Source organism: Mycobacterium sp. pW045 (genome assembly GCF_041287085.1).
GTDB lineage: Bacteria > Actinomycetota > Actinomycetes > Mycobacteriales > Mycobacteriaceae > Mycobacterium > Mycobacterium algericum_A.
Window position 1 is genome coordinate 73,983 of sequence record NZ_JBGGKU010000009.1, and the last position, 19,960, is coordinate 93,942.

The 19,960-nt window shown below is 68.9% G+C and carries 19 protein-coding genes and 1 tRNA gene; 10 read left to right on the forward strand and 10 right to left on the reverse strand.

From position 1 onward, the window contains the following. Positions 1 to 46: 46 nt before the first annotated feature. On the reverse strand, positions 47 to 1,387 hold the full coding sequence (locus ACAG20_RS15425) for a PPE family protein (RefSeq protein WP_370493189.1): 1,341 nt from the start codon (positions 1,385 to 1,387) through the stop codon (positions 47 to 49). Positions 1,388 to 1,616: 229 nt separating this feature from the next. On the opposite strand from ACAG20_RS15425, the gene ACAG20_RS15430 reads away from it, so the two are divergent. Beyond that, positions 1,617 to 1,985, forward strand: a complete 369-nt coding sequence (locus ACAG20_RS15430) for a DUF488 domain-containing protein (protein ID WP_370493190.1) — start codon at positions 1,617 to 1,619, stop codon at positions 1,983 to 1,985. A gap of 21 nt (positions 1,986 to 2,006) precedes the next feature. On the opposite strand, the gene ACAG20_RS15435 is transcribed toward ACAG20_RS15430, so the two are convergent. Then, on the reverse strand, positions 2,007 to 2,540 hold the full coding sequence (locus ACAG20_RS15435; protein ID WP_370493191.1) for a hypothetical protein: 534 nt from the start codon (positions 2,538 to 2,540) through the stop codon (positions 2,007 to 2,009). A gap of 143 nt (positions 2,541 to 2,683) precedes the next feature. On the opposite strand from ACAG20_RS15435, the gene ACAG20_RS15440 reads away from it, so the two are divergent. The 6 genes from ACAG20_RS15440 to ACAG20_RS15465 all read left to right on the forward strand — a co-directional run bounded on the left by ACAG20_RS15440 (position 2,684) and on the right by ACAG20_RS15465 (position 8,103). Continuing rightward, the gene (locus tag ACAG20_RS15440) at positions 2,684 to 4,036 is read left to right on the forward strand and encodes an MFS transporter (RefSeq protein ID WP_165825123.1); all 1,353 of its coding nucleotides are present in this window, start codon (positions 2,684 to 2,686) and stop codon (positions 4,034 to 4,036) included. Further along, positions 3,918 to 5,468: a PucR family transcriptional regulator gene (locus ACAG20_RS15445; protein WP_370493192.1), complete on the forward strand. Its 1,551-nt coding sequence runs from the start codon at positions 3,918 to 3,920 to the stop codon at positions 5,466 to 5,468. The genes ACAG20_RS15440 and ACAG20_RS15445 overlap by 119 nt, the downstream gene beginning before the upstream one ends. 59 nt (positions 5,469 to 5,527) lie before the next feature. Beyond that, positions 5,528 to 6,784 (forward strand): FAD-binding oxidoreductase, encoded by a 1,257-nt coding sequence (locus tag ACAG20_RS15450; RefSeq protein WP_112685010.1) that lies wholly within the window; start codon positions 5,528 to 5,530, stop codon positions 6,782 to 6,784. Between the two features lie 46 nt (positions 6,785 to 6,830). Next, positions 6,831 to 7,280: a GreA/GreB family elongation factor gene (locus tag ACAG20_RS15455; RefSeq protein ID WP_013829739.1), complete on the forward strand. Its 450-nt coding sequence runs from the start codon at positions 6,831 to 6,833 to the stop codon at positions 7,278 to 7,280. 73 nt (positions 7,281 to 7,353) lie between these two features. After that, positions 7,354 to 7,426 (forward strand) — tRNA-Ala (locus ACAG20_RS15460). A gap of 314 nt (positions 7,427 to 7,740) precedes the next feature. Then, on the forward strand, positions 7,741 to 8,103 hold the full coding sequence (locus tag ACAG20_RS15465; protein ID WP_370493193.1) for a hypothetical protein: 363 nt from the start codon (positions 7,741 to 7,743) through the stop codon (positions 8,101 to 8,103). Between the two features lie 161 nt (positions 8,104 to 8,264). Here ACAG20_RS15465 and ACAG20_RS15470 read toward each other — a convergent pair whose 3' ends face one another. Genes ACAG20_RS15470 through ACAG20_RS15485 form a run of 4 tightly spaced genes read right to left on the reverse strand, consistent with a single transcriptional unit; the run spans position 8,265 to position 12,159 of the window. Continuing rightward, positions 8,265 to 9,233: a D-2-hydroxyacid dehydrogenase family protein gene (locus ACAG20_RS15470; RefSeq protein ID WP_370493194.1), complete on the reverse strand. Its 969-nt coding sequence runs from the start codon at positions 9,231 to 9,233 to the stop codon at positions 8,265 to 8,267. Then, a complete protein-coding gene (locus ACAG20_RS15475) occupies positions 9,233 to 10,501 on the reverse strand; it encodes an amidohydrolase family protein (protein WP_370493195.1) in 1,269 nt (422 codons plus the stop codon). The genes ACAG20_RS15470 and ACAG20_RS15475 overlap by 1 nt, the downstream gene beginning before the upstream one ends. Before the next feature lie 37 nt (positions 10,502 to 10,538). Then, complete coding sequence (locus ACAG20_RS15480) at positions 10,539 to 11,321, reverse strand: class II aldolase/adducin family protein (RefSeq protein ID WP_370493196.1); 783 nt, start codon at positions 11,319 to 11,321, stop codon at positions 10,539 to 10,541. Between the two features lie 49 nt (positions 11,322 to 11,370). Further along, positions 11,371 to 12,159, reverse strand: coding sequence for a FadR/GntR family transcriptional regulator (locus ACAG20_RS15485; RefSeq protein WP_370493197.1), 789 nt, complete (start codon positions 12,157 to 12,159; stop codon positions 11,371 to 11,373). A 104-nt stretch (positions 12,160 to 12,263) separates the two neighbouring features. Between ACAG20_RS15485 and ACAG20_RS15490 the strand changes: the two genes are divergently transcribed. Both ACAG20_RS15490 and ACAG20_RS15495 read left to right on the forward strand, forming a co-directional pair. Then, a complete protein-coding gene (locus tag ACAG20_RS15490) occupies positions 12,264 to 13,109 on the forward strand; it encodes an MBL fold metallo-hydrolase (protein ID WP_370493198.1) in 846 nt (281 codons plus the stop codon). Beyond that, a complete protein-coding gene (locus tag ACAG20_RS15495; protein WP_370493199.1) occupies positions 13,106 to 14,374 on the forward strand; it encodes a cytochrome P450 in 1,269 nt (422 codons plus the stop codon). Before ACAG20_RS15490 ends, ACAG20_RS15495 begins: the two co-directional genes overlap by 4 nt. Positions 14,375 to 14,383: 9 nt before the next feature. Here ACAG20_RS15495 and ACAG20_RS15500 read toward each other — a convergent pair whose 3' ends face one another. The 4 genes from ACAG20_RS15500 to ACAG20_RS15515 form a co-directional block, all read right to left on the reverse strand. Further along, positions 14,384 to 15,169, reverse strand: a complete 786-nt coding sequence (locus ACAG20_RS15500; protein ID WP_370493200.1) for a L,D-transpeptidase — start codon at positions 15,167 to 15,169, stop codon at positions 14,384 to 14,386. A gap of 145 nt (positions 15,170 to 15,314) precedes the next feature. Further along, positions 15,315 to 16,625, reverse strand: a complete 1,311-nt coding sequence (locus tag ACAG20_RS15505) for an ABC1 kinase family protein (RefSeq protein ID WP_370493201.1) — start codon at positions 16,623 to 16,625, stop codon at positions 15,315 to 15,317. 26 nt (positions 16,626 to 16,651) lie between these two features. Then, positions 16,652 to 16,846 carry a YbdD/YjiX family protein gene (locus ACAG20_RS15510; RefSeq protein WP_013829729.1) on the reverse strand — a complete coding sequence of 65 codons (195 nt, stop codon included), beginning with the start codon at positions 16,844 to 16,846 and terminating at the stop codon, positions 16,652 to 16,654. Beyond that, complete coding sequence (locus ACAG20_RS15515) at positions 16,822 to 19,089, reverse strand: carbon starvation CstA family protein (protein ID WP_112685475.1); 2,268 nt, start codon at positions 19,087 to 19,089, stop codon at positions 16,822 to 16,824. Before ACAG20_RS15515 ends, ACAG20_RS15510 begins: the two co-directional genes overlap by 25 nt. Before the next feature lie 101 nt (positions 19,090 to 19,190). Between ACAG20_RS15515 and ACAG20_RS15520 the strand changes: the two genes are divergently transcribed. Further along, entirely contained in the window at positions 19,191 to 19,958 is a 768-nt protein-coding gene (locus ACAG20_RS15520; RefSeq protein ID WP_112685473.1) for an SDR family NAD(P)-dependent oxidoreductase, read from the forward strand. The last annotated feature ends 2 nt before the right edge of the window (positions 19,959 to 19,960 follow it).

Below are 19,960 nucleotides of genomic sequence, written 5' to 3' on the forward strand. Positions count from 1 at the left end.
GAGCGACAAGCTCTGGCCGGCTTTCCTTTTCCGGGCCGAACAGCGCTCAGTCGTTAACCTTATCTTCGACACCACCCCAGGTCTCGGGTAGCAGCGGTATCACCGGGCCGGCCCCGAACCCGTCGTCACGCAATCGGATCAGTCCCGTCGACCGGGCAGCTGCGCGTTCCGCGGTTCCGGTGAAGCCCAGCGGACCGGCGCCGGTTTCGGAGCTGCCGGTGGCCGGATCGACGGGTGGTACTGCGAACTCGGGGTCCATCACCATGGTGGCGTCGGCGTACTCCTTCATCGCAGCGCGTCGGCGCCTCCGCGACCGCACCGGCGCCCGCGCCGACGGTGCCTTGGCCGCGCTGACGGCCGAAAGGCCGGCGGCCGGTGCGGTGGCCTGGTCCCGGTCGATCAGGGTGGGGCCGAAGTCTTCGGAATAGTTGCCGCCGACCAGATAGCCCAGCAGCTCGGCGCCGCTCACCGGCATCGCCGGTGCGGTGGTGGCCGGGGCCGGCGCGCCGGTCGACGTCCCCGCCGATCCGGCGATGCCGGGACCGATACCGACCGCGACCGCCACCGGGTGATCGGCGGGGCCGGTTGCGACGACGTGCCGCGGGACGGGGGCGGGGGCGGGCTCCGGTGCGGGCTCCTCGACCACCGGTTCGGGCTCCACCTGCATGGCCGCGATGAAGTCGTTGATCGCCATGATCATCAGCGGCAGCACGATCGGTATCCGAACCGGGATCGTCACGATGAACAGAAACGTCGACCAGAAGACGATGTTCCAAAAGATGAACCAGAACCAGCGGTTGGCTTCTTCGGCCGGGTCGGTTGGGTCGGGCGGGTCGGTCGTACCGGTGTCGGAGGTCAGTATCGGCGGTGCCGGGTCGGTAGCCGGCATTGCTGCCAGCGCCGCGCCCGACACCGCGTCATAGGTCGCCATCACGGTGGCGGCCTGCACCCACATGCGTACGTAGTCGGCCTCGTTGAGCGCGATCGGGATGGTGTTGATGCCGAAGAAATTCGTCGCGGTCAGTACGCCGTGGAGGGCGTGGTTGAGGGCCAACTCGGCCAGCGTGGGCATGGTGGCCAGCGCGGTGCTGTAGGCGGCCGCGGCGACCTCGTGTTGCGCGGCGGCGTGGGCGCTGTCGGCGCTGGCCCGGGCCAGCCAGCTCAGGTACGGCGCGTGTGCCGCGGCGTAGCTGTCGGCGCTCAGACCCTGCCACGCCGCCGACCGGGCGGCGCCGAGCACGGTGACGAGCTCCGTTGCCGCGGCAGAATATTCGGCACTCAGCGCCGCCCAGGCGCTCGCAGCGGTCAGCAGCACGCCCGGGCCGGGCCCGTTGGCCAGCAGCGCGGAATGCACCTCCGGTGGCGCTGCGATCCAGGTCGAGGGCATCGGCGGCTAACGTCGCGGCGCGACCAGCGAACCTATCCGGTCGCTGCCCGCGAGACGGCACCGCAGTCCGTAAAACGGGACTAGACACATGGCATCAAAGTAGCATTGCCTAAGCTAACTTTGGAACCCTGCGCCGGGCTCGGTGACCGACCGCACAGCCACCCCAAGTCGCCTCCGACGCCGCCCAGAACCGCGTGGCAAGCCCGGGTGACCGGCGATAACCTGGGGTATGTCGACTAAAACCACCATCCGGGTGGCCCGCGTCTACGACGAACCCCGTGCCGAGGATGGGAAACGGATTCTCGTCGACCGGGTGTGGCCGCGCGGATTCCGCAAGGATGACCCCCGGGTCGGGCACTGGTGCAAAGACGCAGCGCCCTCGCGGGAGCTGCGCGGCTGGTACGACCACCGCCCGGAGCGCTTCGACGAATTCGTAACGCGCTACAAAGCCGAACTGGCGACCCCGCAGGGCGCAGCCGCCCTCGAGAACTTGCTCGAGCTGACCCGCGGCGCGAACACCGTCACGCTGGTCACCGCGACCCGCGATGTGGACGGCAGTCAAGCGGCGGTACTGGCCCAGTTGCGTGCGTCGCGGTGACGCCGGACCCGAACCGGGAACCTATGTCCGACCCGCGGTGGTGATCAGCATTCCGATCGGGATACTCACGATCAGCGCCGCGATGAACAGCCGGTAGGCGAGCAACCCCCAGCCCCGTCGTGCCGGGCGTCGCACACCGTAGAACAGCCACGCCAGCACGGCCAACAGCAGCGCGGAGCCGAGATCGAACACCACGATGTGGTCGGTGACGACGCCGAGCACGATCGCGGCTCCGGAGACGTTGAACGCCGCCGCGGTGGCCACCGCCGCGCCCGGCGTCAGCGGTTCAGCCGCCAACACGGCCCGGCCCGCCCCCAGCACCAACTGGCCGACGCCGAGCACCAGCACCAGGTAGGCGACCGCCCAGACGCCGTGGCGGGTCGGGGACGGTGCTGCGATCGCGGCGGCCAGCACACCGCCGCCCACCACCGCAGCGGCACCGGCCACGGCAAACGGTGTGAACGCGGCGCGCTGTTCCCACAGCTGCAGCAGCCCCGGCTGTTGCGACGGGTTGTTCGGGCTCGTGGGGCGGGCCGCGCCGGTGACGTCGTTCATCGCCGGCCTCCGTCACCGTCGCGGTATCTCGTCATGATCAGGCCTCCGGGCTTGAGATTACCGGGGTGGTGGCCATCGCCGAGCCCACAGCGCTCCCTCACGCGGCGTGCAGCCCACGTTGGGCCGATGACTAAAGTTATCGGATGCCTTCCGACTCTTCAGCTGCCCGGACGCGGCTGCCGCGGGAGGTGGGGGTATTGCTCGGCGCGAACTTCCTGATCGCGCTCGGCTATGGCGTGGTGTCGCCGGTATTGCCGGTTTATGCCCGGCATTTCGGGGTGAGCATCTCCGCGACAACCTTCCTCATCACCGCGTTCGCGTTGATGCGATTGTGCTTCGCGCCGGTGAGCGGGCTGTTGGTCCAGCGGATCGGGGAGCGCCGCGTCTATGTGACCGGACTGCTGATCGTCTCGGTGTCCACCACCGCGTGTGCGTTCGTTCAGACCTACTGGCAGCTCTTGTTTTTCCGAGCGCTCGGCGGTGTCGGGTCGACGATGTTCTTCATCGCCGCGGTGGGCCTGATGATCCGGGTCAGTCCGGCGGATGCTCGGGGGCGGGTGGCCGGGATGTTCGCGACGGCGTTTCTGCTGGGCACCGTAGGCGGACCGGTACTGGGCAGTCTGACAGCGGGTTTCGGTCTGAGTGCACCGTTTCTGTTCTACGGTTCGGTGTTGTTGGTGGCGGCAACCGGCGTGTTCGTCAGCCTGCGCAATTCACATCTGGCCGAAGCGGCCGACTCGACGGGGCCGACGGTGTCGGTGCGGGCGGCGCTGGGCCATCGCGCCTACCGGTCGGCGCTGCTGTCGAACTTCGCCACCGGCTGGTCGGTGTTCGGTCTGCGAGTGGCGTTGGTGCCGCTGTTCATCACCGAAGTCCTGGACCGCGGGCCTTCGGTCGCCGGCCTCGCGCTGGCCACGATCGGCATCGGCAACGTGTGCGCGGTGCTGCCCAGCGGCCACATGTCCGACCGGGTCGGCCGGCGCGGCCCGCTGATCATCGGGCTCGCGGTGGCCGGGGTCGCCACGATCCTGCTCGGCGCAAGCGGGTCGCTGGCGGTGTTCCTGATCGCCGCGTACCTGGCCGGGCTGGCCTCGGGCATGTACGGGGCGCCGCAGCAGGCCGTCATCGCCGACCTGGTCGGCAACCAGGCCCGGGCCGGGACCGCGGTGGCCGCCTACCAGATGATGGCCGATTTCGGGTCGATCGTGGGCTCACTGGCGGTCGGGCAGATCGCCCAACGGCTGTCGTTCGAGTGGGGCTTCGCGATCAGCGGTGGCGTGCTGCTGATCGCGGCCGTCGCCTGGGTGCTGGCGCCGGAGACGCGCGCGCGGGCCCCGATCGGCGAGATCACCGGTGCGACGTGGCTAGGCTCGGTTGATGGTGACGCTGGACCGGCTGGTCAACGTAGTGGGGAGCTACGGGGTTCGCCTGCGGTTCTGTTCCGTCCCGCGGACGACGACGCTGAGCAGCGTCGTGATGCACGAGGTGACCGGTGAGCGCGCCGCCGTCGGCGATGTCCTGCTGGCCATCGGCGCCCGCTCGGTAAAGGAGGCGGTGCGCTGGGCGGTGGCCGCCAAGGCCATCGCCGTGCTGGTGCGCGACGCCGAGGACAAGACCGCGTTCGCCGGCGAGGGCGAGTCGCTGGCGGTGCTGGTGGTGGATCCCGCGGTGTCCTGGAGCGAGCTGGCCGCAGTGGTCTACGGGCTGGTGCTCGAAGGCCGGGAAACCGAATCGGGTCGCGGCCCCACCGACCTGTTCGCGGTGGCCGACAGCCTCGCCGACGCCGTCGGCGGGGCGGTCACCGTCGAGGATCAGCTGGGTCGCGTGCTGGCCTACTCGCGTGGTCAGCAGCACGCCGATCCGGCGCGTTCGGCGACGATCCTGAACCGGCAGGAAGCCGAGCCGCTGCGGGAGTTGTTCGAAAAGCGGGGCGTCCTGGCGCATCTGGAATGCCATGATGAACCGCTGTTCGTCGCCGCCGCCCCCGAGCACGGACTGACCGGCCGGATGGTGGCAGCGGTGCGGGTCGGCCGGGAGCTGCTGGGCGCGGTGTGGGTGGCCTGCCCCGCCCCATTGAACGGCGCCCGGCTGACGGCACTGGCCGACGGCGCCCGCACGGTGGCGCTGCACGTCTTGCGGTCGCGGGCCAGTGCGGATCTGGAACGCCAAGTCGAATCCGACTGGGTGAACCGGTTGCTGGACGGTCGGACCGACGCCGCCGAGGCCGCCACCCTGGTCGCGAGGCTGGGTCTGCCGCAGGCGCCGCTACGGGTGGTCGCCGTGCACCCCCGGATCGCCACCCAGCCGCACGCGGGCCTGTTGCTGGCGTTCGAGGCCGTCACCACCGGATTCGGCTGGTCGCGGCCGGGCCGCAGTGCGCTGGCCGCCAACACCGTGTACACGGTGCTGCCCGCGCAGGATGCGGCGCAGGCCCGGCAATGGGTGCACGGCCTGCGCTCGGTCCTGCCGCCACAGGCCAGCGTGCCGGCCGGGATCAGCGCCGTGGCGGGCGTGGCCGAGCTGCCCACCGCCCGCCGCGAGGCCGAGGAGTGCCTGGCGCTGCACGAAGCCGGGTCGCCCGATGACGCGCCGCCGGCCTACGACGAGGCCTGGGACGAGATCGTGTTGCGACGGCTCTACACCGCGGCACGGTCCGGCCGGATACCGGCCCGCGGCCCGGTCGCCGAACTGCGTAACCACGACGCGGTGCACGGCACGCCCTATGTGGCCACGCTGCGGGCCTGGCTCGACGCCCAGGGCGATCTGGCGCGAGCCGCCGAGCGGCTCAGTGTGCATGAGAACACCATGCGCTACCGGCTGCGCAAGATGGCGGAGGTGACCCCGCTGGGGCTCGACGATGCCCGCGCCCGGCTCGCGGCGATGATCGAGCTGGCAGCCGGTGACCTGTCGGCTTTCGACAAACCCTGACGTCGTCGTTGTGCGAACCGGTTAAACCGCAGGTGGGGCGAGCGCCGCATCATGGACTGATGAGTACGGACAACCGGATCGACGGCGCGCCACGGTCAGTGATCGTGGTGGGCGCCGGCATCGTCGGGTTGTCGACCGCGTGGTTCCTGCAGGAGCGCGGTGTCGAGGTCACGGTCGTCGACCGTGTCGGCGTCGCGGCCGGGTCGTCGTGGGCCAATGCCGGCTGGATCTCCCCGGCACTGGCCATACCGCTCAACGAGCCCGCCAATCTGCGCTTCGGGCTGCGGTCGCTGTTCAGCCGGGCCGCGCCGCTGCAGGTTCCGCTCAATGCCGGGCCGGGGCTGTGGGCGTTTCTGGCGCGTTTCGCCGCCAACAGCCGGCCGTCGGCGTGGCGCCGCGCGGTGCGGGCCAACGCGCCGCTGAGCGCCGAGTGCATCGAGGCCTACGACGTTCTGGTGGCCAACGGCGTCGACGCCCCGGTCACCGATGCTCCCATCACCGCGATCTTCCGCACCTCCGCCGACGCCGAGCGCCTGCTCGACGAGTTGCGGCGATTCTCCGAAGCGGGCCGGCCGGTGTTCTGCACCGAACTGACCGGTGCGGCGCTGCGCGAGCGCGTGCCACTGGCGTCCTCGGCCGTCGCCGCTGCGGTGCAGATCGACGGCCAGCGGTTCCTCGACCCAGGCCGGTTCGTCACCGCGCTGGGTCGCGCGGTGGTCGAGCGCGGCGCCGCGCTGCACACCATGGACGTGACCGATGTGACGCCGACGCGAGACGGCGCGGTGGTGACGGGCCGCGACGGTACGACGCTGACGGCGGCGGCTGCGGTGATCGCCAGTGGCGCTTGGCTGTCGCAGCTGACGACGCGCTGGGTTCGGGTCCCGGTGCGGGCCGGCCGCGGCTACTCCTTCACGGTGCCGGTCGACGGGCCGGTCACCGGTCCGATCTACCTGCCGGATGCCCGGGTGGCCTGCACTCCGTTGAACGCCAAGCTGCGGGTGGCCGGAACCATGGAGTTCGGCGATCCGGACGCCCCGATCGTCCCTGCCCGCGTCGAGGCCATCGTCGCGGCAACACGCCCGCTGCTCGACGGCGTGCGCTGGGCGGAGCGCACCGATGTCTGGGTGGGCCCGCGTCCGGTCAGCCCCGACGGGCGCCCCTTGGTGGGGGAGGTGAGCCCGCGTACCGTCTACGTGGCGGGTGGCCACGGGATGTGGGGCCTGACGCACGGCCCGGTGACGGGCCGGTTGCTGGCGGAGCAGATCACCACCGGCAAACAGTCCGCGGTATTGCGTGAACTCGATCCGTTGCGCTGAGCCCGGTAGTACTCCAAGCTGATTCTGTTCGTAAAGGAGATCGTCGATGACCGATTCGCAAGGTGTCTGGATGACACAGGAGACCAAGGACCGGCTGTTGGCCGAGTTGGCCGAGTTGTCCGAGCCACACATCGGTTCGGGCACCGCCGACATCAGCGAGCAACAGTCGCGCCAGGCGCGGATCCACCAGATCCACGACCTGTTGGCGGTCGCGGTCGTCGGCGAGGATCCGCCGGACGACGGGGTGGCCGAGCCGGGCATGGTGCTCACGGTCCGCTACGACGACGGCGACACCGAGACGTTCCTGCTGGGGGTTCGTGACGACGACCAGAGTGGGCTGGAGGTCTATTCGCCACAGTCACCGCTCGGTAAGGCCATCACCGGCGCACGGCGCGGTGAGGAGCGCAGCTACCAGGTGCCCAGCGGTGCCAGCGTGACGGTCACCCTGCTCGACGCGGTGCCTTTCGGGCTGCATAAGACGCAGCACCCGGCCTGACCGGGTGGGTGACCGACCAGGTGTTTTGAGCCTGGGCATGGCGGTGGTGTAGCTTCGATGAGCACGACATCGCGGGGCTATGGCGCAGCTGGTAGCGCACCACACTGGCAGTGTGGGGGTCAGGGGTTCGAGTCCCCTTAGCTCCACTCATTTGTTGAGTATCCCGTCCCGTCCGGGATGACCGCGCCAAAATACGACGCAGTTATTCGGGCCGACGCCCGGTCAATGCGGCTGATCCGCATCGGTACGGTAACGGATTAAATTGGCGGCCGGCCAACTTACACCGTTGTGATACGGTTCGTTTGCAGTCATCAGATTGCGTGTCCGGGGGGCTGGATACTAACAATCGGAGTTCACGTTGAAGAGCCTCGGGAGACCCGGTATCGCGTTATTCGCCGGTATTGGCTTGTGTGCAAGTGCACTGATTTTCAGTGCCAGTGCGGCGGCTGCGCCATCATCGATGGCGCCGTTGCCGGTGGGTGGTCCGGTGTGTGCGGGCGGCGTGGTCGCTCTCACCTCCGGCGAGGCGGCGCCGGTTGCCGGTGCGGCCGGTGCGGCCGATGCGGCGGTGCTGGCCGGCGCGGGAGTGCCCTGTGGTCCTGCTGCTGCTGACCTGACGACTCTCGCGGGCCCCGTGCCGATGGGCCTCCCCGGGCCGGTGCCTCCGGTGCCGATCGCTCCGATTCCGGTGCTGCCGGGAGCGCCGCCGCCGGTGCCCTTCGTCGCACCGGGGCCGGCCGGCGCCGCCGCGGCGAGCCCTATCGCGGCAGCGGCGACCGAAGCTATCAGTGCCCCCATCGGCCTGGCCGGCGGCACTAAATAGACGCACCTCGGTAAAGGGGCCTACGACCACCCGGTCGTAGGCCCTTTTCCGCGCAGAAATGGTGCAAATACCGCCCCGTAGAATATTTTGTCGAATTGTTATTCCGAAGCGACTCATCTGTTACAGAATTATGTTGGCCGGAACTGAATAGAGGGTGCCGTTCAAATGTTCATAACGCGTCGCGGGGTGCCCGCGCAGTAACCCGCGATGTCGTCAACAATATCGCGGTAGAACAGGTCCATGCATTTCTCGGTGACATAACCCAGGTGCGGGGTGAGTACGGTGTTCTCCAGCGCCGTCAGGGGGTGTCCGGCCGGTAGCGGCTCCTGGGCGTAGACGTCGAGCCCCGCACCGCGAATCCGGTTCGCCCGTAGTGCCTCGATCAACGCCGCCTCATCGATGAGCCCGCCGCGTGAGGTGTTGACCAGGATCGCGCTGCGTTTCATCGCGGCGAGCTCGTCGCGGCCGATGACACCGCGGGTGGTCTCGGAGAGCACCAGGTGAATCGACACGACGTCCGCGATCTCGAACAGGCTGCGCCGGTCGAGCAGTTCGGCCTGCCCTCCGGCGGCGCGCTCCGCGGTCAGGTTCGGACTCCAGGCCACCACCCGCATACCGAACGCGTGGCCCACCGCGGCGACCAGCCGGCCGATGCGGCCCAGCCCGACGAGTCCCAGCGTCGCCCCCGCGAGATCGGCGCCGACGGTCTGTTGCCAGTGGCCGGCACGCAGCGCCCGATCTTCGATGACCAGGTGGCGCTGCAGGGCGTGGATCAGCGCCCAGGTGAGTTCGACCGTCGGGGTGATGATGCCGCCGGTGCCGCACACGGTGATCCCCAGCCGGTGGGCGGCCGCAGTGTCGATGGCGGCGTTGAACGGCCCGGTGGTGACCAGCAGTCTCAGCGACGGCAGGCGGCCCAGCAGGTCGGCGCCGATGGCGGTGCGCTCGCGCATCGCCACCACCACCTCGCGGTCGGCCAGCCGCGCGACGAGTTCGTCGCCGGGGGCGATGTGCTCGCGCAGTGCCAGCAGGTCGACGGGTCGCGGGATGGCCGACCAGTCCACGGTTTCGGCGATGCCCTGGTAGTCGTCGAGCACCGCGATTCGCAGCGGGGACGTGGTGGCAGCCATCAGAACGCGTCCGGGTCGCGCTGGACCGCTTCGGGAACCGGATGCTGATACAACCGAGAGGCGTTCTCCCAGGTCAACTTCCGGATCACGTCCGGGGCCAGATCGCCGATCTGCTCGTGGATGACCCGCTGGGTGTGCGGCCACGTCGAGTCGCAGTGCGGGTAGTCGGCTTCGAGCATGATGTGGTCGGTGCCGATGCGCTCATGCTGGCAGAACGACGACTGGTCTTCCACGGCACAGAACCAGAAGTTGCGCTGAAGCACTTCGGCGGGCGTCAGGGTCTCCCCGAGCGCCTTCCAGGTTCCGTACATCTCGTGATAGCTCAGCATGTGGTCGAGCCGGTCCAGCAGTCCGGCGACCCAGCCGATTCCGCCCTCGGACAGGCAGATCTTCAGCTCGGGGAACCGGCTGGGCAGCCCGGAGTAGAGCCAATCGACCGCGGCGGAGATGGCGTAGGCGAAGAACAGCACGCCGGCGACATCGGGGGGTGCGTCGTCGGTGGTGGACGGCGCCGCTCCGGACGATCCGATGTGCAGGTTGACCACGGTGCCGGTCTCGGCGCACGCGGCGATCATCGGATCCCAATGTCCGGAGTGGATGGTCGGCAACCCCAGCATGGCTGGGTTCTCGCTGAAAGTGACCGCGCGAAAGCCTCTTTCGGCGTTCTCGTAGATCATGGCCGCCCCGAGGTCCGGATCCAGCAGCCAGGGCAACTGGCAGCCGATGATGCGGTCGGGGTAGGAGCCGGCCCACACCTCGTGATGCCAGTCGTTCCATGCCCGTACCGAGGCCAGCGCCAGCTCACCGTCGTCGGTGGTCAGTTGTAGCCGCTGGCCGGCGAAACCGGGCAAGAACGACGGGAAGTTCAGTGAGGCATACACGCCGTTGAGGTCCATGTCCTTGACGCGTTCGTGGATGTCCCACGCGCCGCGGCGCATCTCGTCGAACCGGGCGGGCTCGAAACCGTACTCCGACACCGGCCGGCCGACGACGGCGTTGAATCCCACGTTGGGTAGTGACCGGCCGTCGTAGATCCAGGTCTGGCCGCCGTTCTCGGTCTCGACCACCTTGGGCGCCCGGTCGGCCAGTTGGCGCGGGACGCGGCCTTCGAAGGTGTCCGGTGGCTCGACGATGTGATCGTCGACCGAGATCACCGTGTAACGCCGTTGTGCGCGTGGCGGTTCCGGCAGGAAGGTCACGGTGCGCTCGGCGCCGGCTTTGGCGGTGGTGAAGTTCGGGTCGGAGCTCAGTTCATCGATCGATTTCACCGACGGCCCTCTCGATTCCTTGTCAGTCCAGCACGGGTCAGTCCAGCACCTGGCGGTCGGCCTTGATGGTCATGCGCGCCGCCCCGGCCCAGTACACATCGGCGGCGCGTTCGATCAGCGATGCCTGCATGCCGGCCATGTCCGAACGCCTCATCGGTGACGGCGTGCGGCCGGTCAGCATGACGTGGTAGGCCAGCTTGCACACCCGTTCGATGGTCGCCGACCGATAGACCGCCTCGGCCAGGGTGCGGCCGGTGGCGACCACCCCGTGCGAGGCCAGGATCGCCAGATTCGCGCCGCCGATGCGCTCGACCAGCTCTGCCGCCCGGGCGGCGGAGTCGATTTCGCCGTCGTAGCTGTCGACCAAGCACAGGTCGTCGAGGAACAGCGACCCGGTCTGGTGGACGAGTTCGGGCGGTGTCTGCAGCGATGCCAGCAGGCTGACGTAGTAGGGGTGGTTGTGGATCACCACGCGGGCGTCGGGACGGGCCCGGTGCAGTTCGGTGTGGATATGGATGGCCGGGGTGACATCCCAGCGGCCCGCGACGACACGGGCGTGCTCGTCCACCGTGCAGATGTCGGACGCGGTCAGTTCGGCCCACCACAGGCCCCACGGGTTGACCAGCATCTCGGTCTGGCCGTCGGGCTGCCAGGTGATGTGGCCGGCCATGTTCTCGGCGAAGCCGATCTCGGCGAGATGCCGGAACGCCACGGCCAGCGCCTGGGCATCGGTCAGCTCGACGCCGATCGGCGGCACCACCGAGGGCGACCAGATCGCAGCGCCCCCGGGCCGGTTCTGCACGTCGACAGGCTCCGTCATGAACAAATCATATGGAAATAAGGGTCGGGGTCAATGTGGCCGGCGGGCGTCAGGCGCCGTCGTCGCGAAACGGGGACAGCCCGCGCGGACGGATCATGGCGGGATCGACCACACCCGACCGGCCCGGGTAGTGCTGCACATGCATCAGGTGCGCCGCGGCCAGGTCGCGCGCCCGCTGGGCATCGCCGACGTCGATCGCGTCGATCACCTGCCGATGGTCCTCCAGGACCGCGCGCCGTTCGGGCACCGGCACCGTCGAGTGGTCGGTGACCTGGCTCGACCAGCTTTGCTCGTGGGCCGACCACAAGGTTTCGAGTGCACCCGCCATCACGAGCATGGTGGCGTTGCCGCAGTGCGTGACGAGCGCCTCGTGGTAGCGGCGACTGGCCGAGGTCGCCTGCGCCAAGTCGTCGACCGCGGCCACCGATTCCTCGTGTAATCGCCGCAGAATGGGCACGACCGTACTTTTGCGGTCCGGCCGCCCCGCGCACAGTGCCGCACAGGCCGGTTCGACCTGTAGCAGTGCGGTCGCGACGTCGGCGAGGTTGACCTGCCGCGAGCCCAGGACCAGGCCCATGGTGTAGGCGACGTTTGCTGGTGTGGGGCGATGGATGACCGCGCCACCGCGTTTGCCGCGGCGCACGGTCAGCAGTCCCTCGGCCTCCAGGATGCGCATGGCCTCACGCAGCGACGGCTTGCTGATGGCGAATTCGACCAGCAGTTCGTCCTCCTTGGGAAGCACGCTGCCATCGGGGAGCTCCCCGGCGAGAATGCGTCGGCGGAACTCGTCGGCGACCTGTTCGGCGAGCCGGCGAAAGCGGACGGTGGGTGCTGCCACGGATCGAGTGTGCCAGACCGACCCGCATTCACCCGATTCGCGGAATCATTGAATTCCAAATGATTTGTGGCATACGATCCCCCTGCGAGAAGGGGACCACGGGCGTGCAGCACTGGACTGTCGGCGACGTTGACATCCATGCGGTGCTGCAGGCGGTCATCCCGATCCCGGCATCGCGCCTGTTCGCAGCGGCCCCCGAACGCTTCGCGGGTGACTCGCTGACGGACTACTGCGACGCCTCGGGCAACATCTTGATGGCGATCCAGTCCTTCCTGATCGAGTCTGGGCCGGCCCGCGTTCTCGTCGACACCTGCTTCGATGAAAGCTTCCTGCGGTCCCGGCAGATACCGGACCGCTTTGCCGACTCCTTGGCCACCACCGGGTTTCGTCCCGACGACATCACCGCGGTGGTATGCACCCACCTGCACCGCGACCACGCCGGGGGCAACACGGTGCAGCGGGCAGGGCAGTGGGTGCCCGCGTTCGCAGGCGCCGACTACCTGGTGACCGCGGCCGAGCACGAGCACTGGTGTGAGCTCACCGGGGAGGACCGGGTGGCACCGGAATGCGTTGCGCCGCTGCGACAATACGGCAGACTGCGGCTGGTCGAGCCGGATCACCGAGTGACCGGCGACATCCGGCTGGTGCCGACCGCCGGACACACTCCGGGGCACGTGTCGGTGCGCATCGACTCCGCCGGCGCCGTCGCCTACATCAGCGGCGACGTGGTACATCACCCGGCGCAGATCGGCGACCCCGGGATCTGCGCGTTGCCCGACGCCGACCCGACCGCGGCTCGCGCCAGCCGGCTCGAACTGCTGCGCCGTGTCGCCGACGAGCGGGCGCTGCTGCTCGGATCACACTTCGCCGCCCCGTCCGGCGGCTTCGTCGACAGCGCCGATGACCGAATGGCGTGGCAACCGCTGGTAGAGCGAGAGGGAGCACGATGACTGAGACACCGCAGCTGCTGCCGGAGGGGTTCGACTTCACCGACCCCGCGCTCATCGGGGAGCGGATCCCGCACGAGGAGTTCGCGCTGCTGCGCAAAACCGAGCCGATCTGGTGGAACGCCCAGCCGTTCGGCGTCTCGGGCTACCCCGACGAGGGCTACTGGGTGGTGACCAAGCACGCCGATGTACGGGCCGTGTCGCTGCAGGATGACGTGTTTTCCTCGCACGAGAACACCTCGCTGATCCGGACGAACACCACCGGCAACCAAGACCTCCACGATGCCAGCCGCGACAACATCATGCTGTTCCTCGATGGGCCCAAGCACGCCAAGCTGCGCCGGATCGTCTCACGCGGATTCACTCCCCGGGTCGTTGCCGGCATGCGGGACTCACTCGACCGCCAGGCCCGCGAGATCGTCGCGGCCGCCGCCGAACACCACACCGGCGACTTCGTCACCGAGGTCGCCTCCCGGCTGCCGCTGGCGACGATCTGTGAGCTGATCGGTGTGCCGGCGGCTGAGCGCCAGCAGGTCTTCGACTGGAGCAATCGACTGGTGGGCGGCGGCAACGGTGACCCGCAGGCCGCCGCCGACGGGATGCAGGCCTCCGCTGAGTTGTTGGGCTACGCCTACCAGATGGCCGAAGACCGCAAGGCCCACCCGCGCGACGACATCGCCACGGCCCTGGTCACCGCGACGATCGACGGAGAAGCGCTGACGGCGCTGGAGTTCGGCTACTACGTGATGATGCTGATGGTCGCCGGCAACGAGACCACCCGCAACGCCACCTCGCAGGGGATGCTGGCCTTCTTCGACCACCCCGACCAATGGCGGTTGTTCGTGTCAGAGCGCCCGGCGACCATGGTCGACGAGGTGGTCCGGTGGGCCACGCCGGTGATCTCCTTCCAGCGCACGGCGTTGCGCGACGTCGAACTCGGTGGGGTGCACATCACCAAGGGGCAGCGAGTCGGAATGTTCTACGGCTCGGCCAACTACGACGAAGAGGTGTTCGACGACCCGTTCACCTTCGACATCCGGCGAAGCCCCAACCCGCATGTGGGCTTCGGGGCTCCCGGCGCGCACTACTGCATCGGAGCGAATCTCGCCCGCCTGCAGATCAACCTGATCTTCGGGGCGCTGGCCGACATCATGCCCGACATTCGCCGGCTGGACCGCGCCTCGCGATCCGTGCTGCCGTGGATCAACGGGATCGACGCGATGCCAGTGGAATTCGGTGGCGCTGCGATACCCACCGGGTCGCCGTGACGTGCGGCGTCACTCCTTGATGATCACCGGGTCGCCGATATTGACCCGGTCGAAATACCATTCGGCGTCCGTCGGACTCAGACCGACACAGCCGTGGCTGACGTTCTCCAGGCCCAGGGAGTGAAGCGCCCACGGCGCCGAGTGGACGTAGAGGCCCCGGCGGCTGATGCGCACGGCCTGTTCGACGTCGAAGCGGTAACCTTCGGGGTCGTCGACCGGGATCCCGACGCTGCTGGAGTCCATCAGGACCTTCTTTTCCTTGGCCAGAACGGTGTAATGGCCTGTCGGCGTGGGGAATGCGGACTTGCCCATGGTGGCGGGCATCACCCCGTCTTCGCCCCAGTGCGGGCGATGGTGCGGTGCGGGCAGCGGGTCGGCCTGCTCGTCGTCGACGCTCACGGTGAAGGTGTGCGCCGATACGCTGGCGACCCCGACCACCTTCGCTCCGGTGCTGAAGTCGGCGGAGAGCTTGCCCACCGACAATGCCACGGTGCTGTGCGACGGCCAGTAACGGTCGGGGACCCAGTGGACTTCGGTGTCGTCGACCCACTCATAGGTACCGGTCATGGGCGGGTCCGTCCGCACCGGGATGGTGCGTTCGGCGGCCCGGTGGTCGCGCACCGGCGCGGCGAATCTCACCACCACGGGATGCGCCACGCCGACGACGGCACCCGGCGCCGGCTGGATCGACGCGATGCCCGAGGGTTGGCTGGCGGCAGCCGCACTGGGCGGCATCACCACCGTTGTCAGAGCCACTCCCACCACCGCGACTGCAGTGCGTACCGATGTCCACATCTCCGGCGTACCTTCCCGACCAAAACTACTGGTGTTTACGAGGTTGATCGTAGGTAGACCGGGCCCCCGAACCCCGTCGCACATGCGCACGAACGGGTCAAGGCTTCATCAAGTTTTGGCCACGGCCGGGAGCGGGCGCGCGAGCCTAGGCGGCGAAACCGGGCAGCAGTTCCAGCGCGAGCGCCCGAACCGGTACGTGCGCGTCCAACTGGGCCAGGATGCCGGCCGTCGTGCCGATGACCCGCCCCAGCATCGCCAGGTTGGGTGGCAGGTCCAGTTGGCGGGCGGTCTTGATCTGGTGAATCGACTGGTCCAGTTGCGCGGCGACCAGCGTCTGCAACCAGTCGCGGCTGAAGTGGAAGACGTCGGGCGCCATCGGCTCGACGTAGCGGCGCAGCATGTCGTCGATGTCCTCGATCGAGATCTGTTCGCCGACCTGGATGAAGCCCGCCTTCTCCAACGTGGGCAGCAGCAGGTCGTAGTTGGCCTGGCTGGCGAACCGCAGCGCCATGCCCAGCTCCACCGGGAGGCCGTCGGGCAGCGGCGCCACCGCGCCGAAGTCGATGACGCCCATCCGGCCGTCGGCCAGCAGCATGAAATTGCCGGGGTGGGCGTCACCGTGCAGCATGCCGACCCGGGCCGGCGCGTCGCCGATCAACTCGACCAGCCGGGTGCCCAGCAGGTCGCGCTGCGCGGCGGTGCCGCCGGCGATGACCTGCGACATCGCGATGCCCTCGAGCCACTCCTGGATCACCACCTTGGGGGCGCTGGCCACCACGTGCGGGACCGCGAAATGCGGGTGGCCGGTGTAGGCCCTGGCGAACGCGCGCTGGTTGTCGGCCTCGCGCCGGTAGTCCAGTTCCATGTCGGCGCGCTCGATGAGCTCGTCGACGATGCCCTGCACATCGGCCCCGGGCGCCAGTGGCTTGAGCACCCCGGCCAGCCGCCGCAGCGTCTTCAGGTCGGCGCGCAGCGCCTCGTCGGCGCCGGGATACTGGATCTTGACGGCCACCGGGCGGCCGTCGGCCCACACCGCCTGGTGCACCTGGCCGATGCTGGCCGCCGCGACCGGATCGTCGTCAAAGGAGCTGAACCGCTCCCGCCACCGCGTGCCCAGTTGGGCGTCGAGCACTCGGTGCACCTTGGCCGCAGGCAGCGCCGGGGCGTCCTTCTGCAACTTGGTCAGTGCCTCGCGGTAGGGCTCGCCGAACTCGTCGGGCACCGCCGCCTCCAGGACCGAGAGCACCTGGCCGACCTTCATGGCGCCACCCTTGAGCTCGCCGAGGACGGTGAACATCTGCTCGGCCGCCTGCTCCATGAGCTCGGCGGTCACCTCGTCCCGGGACCTGCCGGCCAGCCGTTTGCCCAACCCGAGCGCGGCCCGGCCGGCGAAGCCCAGCGGCAGACCCACCAGCTTGGCATTGCGGACCGCCCCCCTGCGGGTGATGTCAGCCACCAGTCGATCATGCCCGATGAACGGCCTCAGCAGCACCGTCCGCCGGGATCGGCGTCGTAACGCCGCCGCCAGTAGTCCCGCTCGGAGAGCACCGGTTCGCCCGGATGTGCCCGGCGGCGGTATTCCAGATAACGGCGGTAGTGGTTGTCGCCGAGCAGGGTCGCCCAGTACCAGCCGAACCGGCGAGCCGCCCGCGCTAGCCGGCTTGCCGAGCGTCCCACTGCGCCTGTACCTTTCGCTCGACCGCCGACGGGACCAGTCCGGCCGGTGCGAACCGGCGCGACGGCACCGGCGGCGGCTCGGTGGTCGACACGGCACCGCGAATCGCCGGGAACGAGACCAGCACCCCGGTCACGAACACCACCGCGACCAGGGCGGCGAACACGATCGACAGGCTGCCCTGGATGAAGGTGTTGCGAACGACATCGTGCAACTGCGCCGCGTCGACCGCCGATCCGAACGAGGTCGCACCGGCCCGCTCGGCGGCCCGGTAGGCGAAATGCTGCGTCCAGTAGCCCACTCGCGGATCGGATGAGAAGATCTTCTGCCACGATGCCGTCATGGTGACCGTCAGATCCCACAGCAGCGGAATGCCCGGTACCAGTGCCCATTTCAAGTCGGATCGGCGCCGGCTGCGCTTGATCACGATCACGGTCACCACGGTCAACGCGATCGCGGCCAGCAACTGGTTGGCGATGCCGAACAGCGGGTAGAGGGTGTTGATCCCGCCGAGCGGATCGGTCACCCCCATCAACAGAATCGAACCCCATCCGGCGACCACCGCCACGCTGCACGCCCACGCTCCGATTCGCCAGCCCGGGTTGGCCAGCCGGCGCAACGGCCCGCCCAGGTTGCTCAACGCGTCGGAGAGCATGAAACGGGCCACCCGGGTGCCGGCGTCGACGGTGGTCAAGATGAACAGCGCCTCGAACATGATCGCGAAGTGATACCAGAACGCTTTCATGCCCGGGCCGCCGAACACCTGTCCCAGCACCTCGGCCATGCCGAATGCCAGCGTGGGCGCCCCACCGGTGCGCGACACGATCGACTGTTCGCCGACGGCGGCGGCGGCCTCGGTGATCTGCTCACCGGTTACCGGTGACCCGCCCAGCCCGAGCCCGTTGACGTAGGCGGCAGCGGTTTCGGCGGTACCGCCGGTCGCGGCGACCGGCGCGTTGAGGGCAAAGAACAGGTGCTGGTCCAGAATCGATGCGGTGATCAGCGCCATCACCGCCACAAACGACTCGGTGAGCATGCCGCCGTAGCCGATCAGCCGCATCTGGCTCTCCTTTTCCAGCAGCTTCGGGGTGGTGCCCGAGGCGATCAGCGAATGGAATCCCGACAGCGCCCCGCAGGCGATCGTGATGAACAGGAACGGGAACAGCGACCCGGCGAACACCGGCCCGTCGCCGGTGTGGGCGAAGGTCGAGACGGCGGGAGCCGCCATCAGCGGCTGGGCGATCACGATGCCGACGGCCAGCACGGCGATGGTGCCGACCTTCATGAACGTCGACAGATAGTCGCGCGGCGCCAGCAGCAGCCACACCGGCAGCACCGAGGCGGCGAAGCCGTAGCCGATGACACACCACGACAGCGCCACCGGCGAGAGCGTGAACCAGGACGCTCCCCAGGATGTCTCCGCGACCCACCGGCCCGAGGCGACGGCGCCCAGCAGCGCGACCACGCCGATCAGGGAGACCTCCGAAACCCGGCCCGGACGCAGGTAACGCAGATAGATCCCCATGAACAGCGCGATCGGGATCGTCATCGCGATGGAGAACACCCCCCACGGGCTGACCGCCAGCGCCCGCACCACGATCAGCGCCAGCACCGCGATCAGGATGACCATGATCACCAACACCCCGATGATCGCGGCGGCGCCGCCGACCGGGCCGAGTTCCTCGCGGGCCATCTGCCCCAGCGAACGGCCCCGTCGCCGCACCGAGCACCACAGCACCAAGTAGTCCTGCACGCAGCCGGCGAACACCGCGCCGATCACGATCCAGATGGTGCCCGGCAGATAACCCATCTGGGTGGCCAGCACCGGTCCGACCAGCGGACCCGCGCCGGCGATCGCGGCGAAGTGGTGACCGAACAACACCCGGCGGTCGGTCGGCAGGTAGTCGGTGCCGTCTTCGAAGATCTCCGCCGGAGTGGCGTGCTCATCGCGGGGCTTGACGATCTTGAGCTCGATAAGCCTTGCATAGCAACGGAATCCGACGATATAAGTGCAAAGCGCGGCGACCACGAACCACACCGCGTTCACCGACTCGCCGCGGACGAAGGCGATCAGCGCCCACGCCACCGCGCCCGCGACGGCGAGCGCACCGAGCGCCAGTTTCTGGCGCACCGAGATCGGTGAGCGGTCCACGACGGCGACCGGGGGCAGCGCGGCGTCGGTGTGCAGGTAGGTCACCGGACCGTCGCGTCGCTCGATCAGCTGCGGCGCGGTCGGTGCGCCCACGGGTACCTCCTTGGGGCCGGCCGGATGCCCGAGTGGCAGCGGTTTCCGAGCGGAACGATAACTTGTTCCTGATACTCAAGTACTTGCTTAAGGGAGTTCGCATGGAGATCAGTGGGAAGAAGGTCGTCGTCGTCGGGGGCGCCTCGGGGATGGGACGGGCAACCGCGGAGCTGCTTGCCGCCGGTGGCGCAGCAGTGGCGGTGCTCGACCGAGAGGGATCGGAGGGCAAGGAGGTGGCGGCCGGCCTCAAGGGTGGGCGCGGCGCCTTCCACCCGGTGGACATCACCGACTTCGACGCCGCCGAGAAGACCCTGGCCGCCGCGGTCGAGGGCCTCGGCGGTCTGCACGTCATCGTCACCACCGCGGGCGGCGGCATCGCCAAGCGGACTTTGAGCAAGTCCGGCCCGCACGACCTGGAGTCGTTCCGCTCGGTGATCGACCTGAACCTGATCGCCACCTTCAACCTCAACCGGCTGGCCGCGGCGCAGATGAGCACCAACGAGCCCGAGGACGAGGAGCGCGGGGTCATCATCAACACCGCCTCGATCGCGGCGTTCGAGGGCCAGATCGGCCAGGTGGCCTACACCGCCGCCAAGGCCGGTGTCGCCGGTATGTGCCTGACCATGGCCCGTGACCTCGGCTCGGTGGGCATCCGGGTGCTGGCGATCGCGCCGAGCCTGTTCGCCACCGGCCTGACCAAGGGCATCCCGGAGGAGTTCGCCAGTGCCCTGACCAAGGATGCGGCGTTCCCCAAGCGCCTCGGCCGGCCCGAGGAGTTCGCCAAGCTGGTCGCCGCCGTCGTCGACAACCCCATGCTCAACGGGCAGTGCCTGCGGTTGGACGCCGGGCAGCGGTTCGCCCCCAAGTAGTT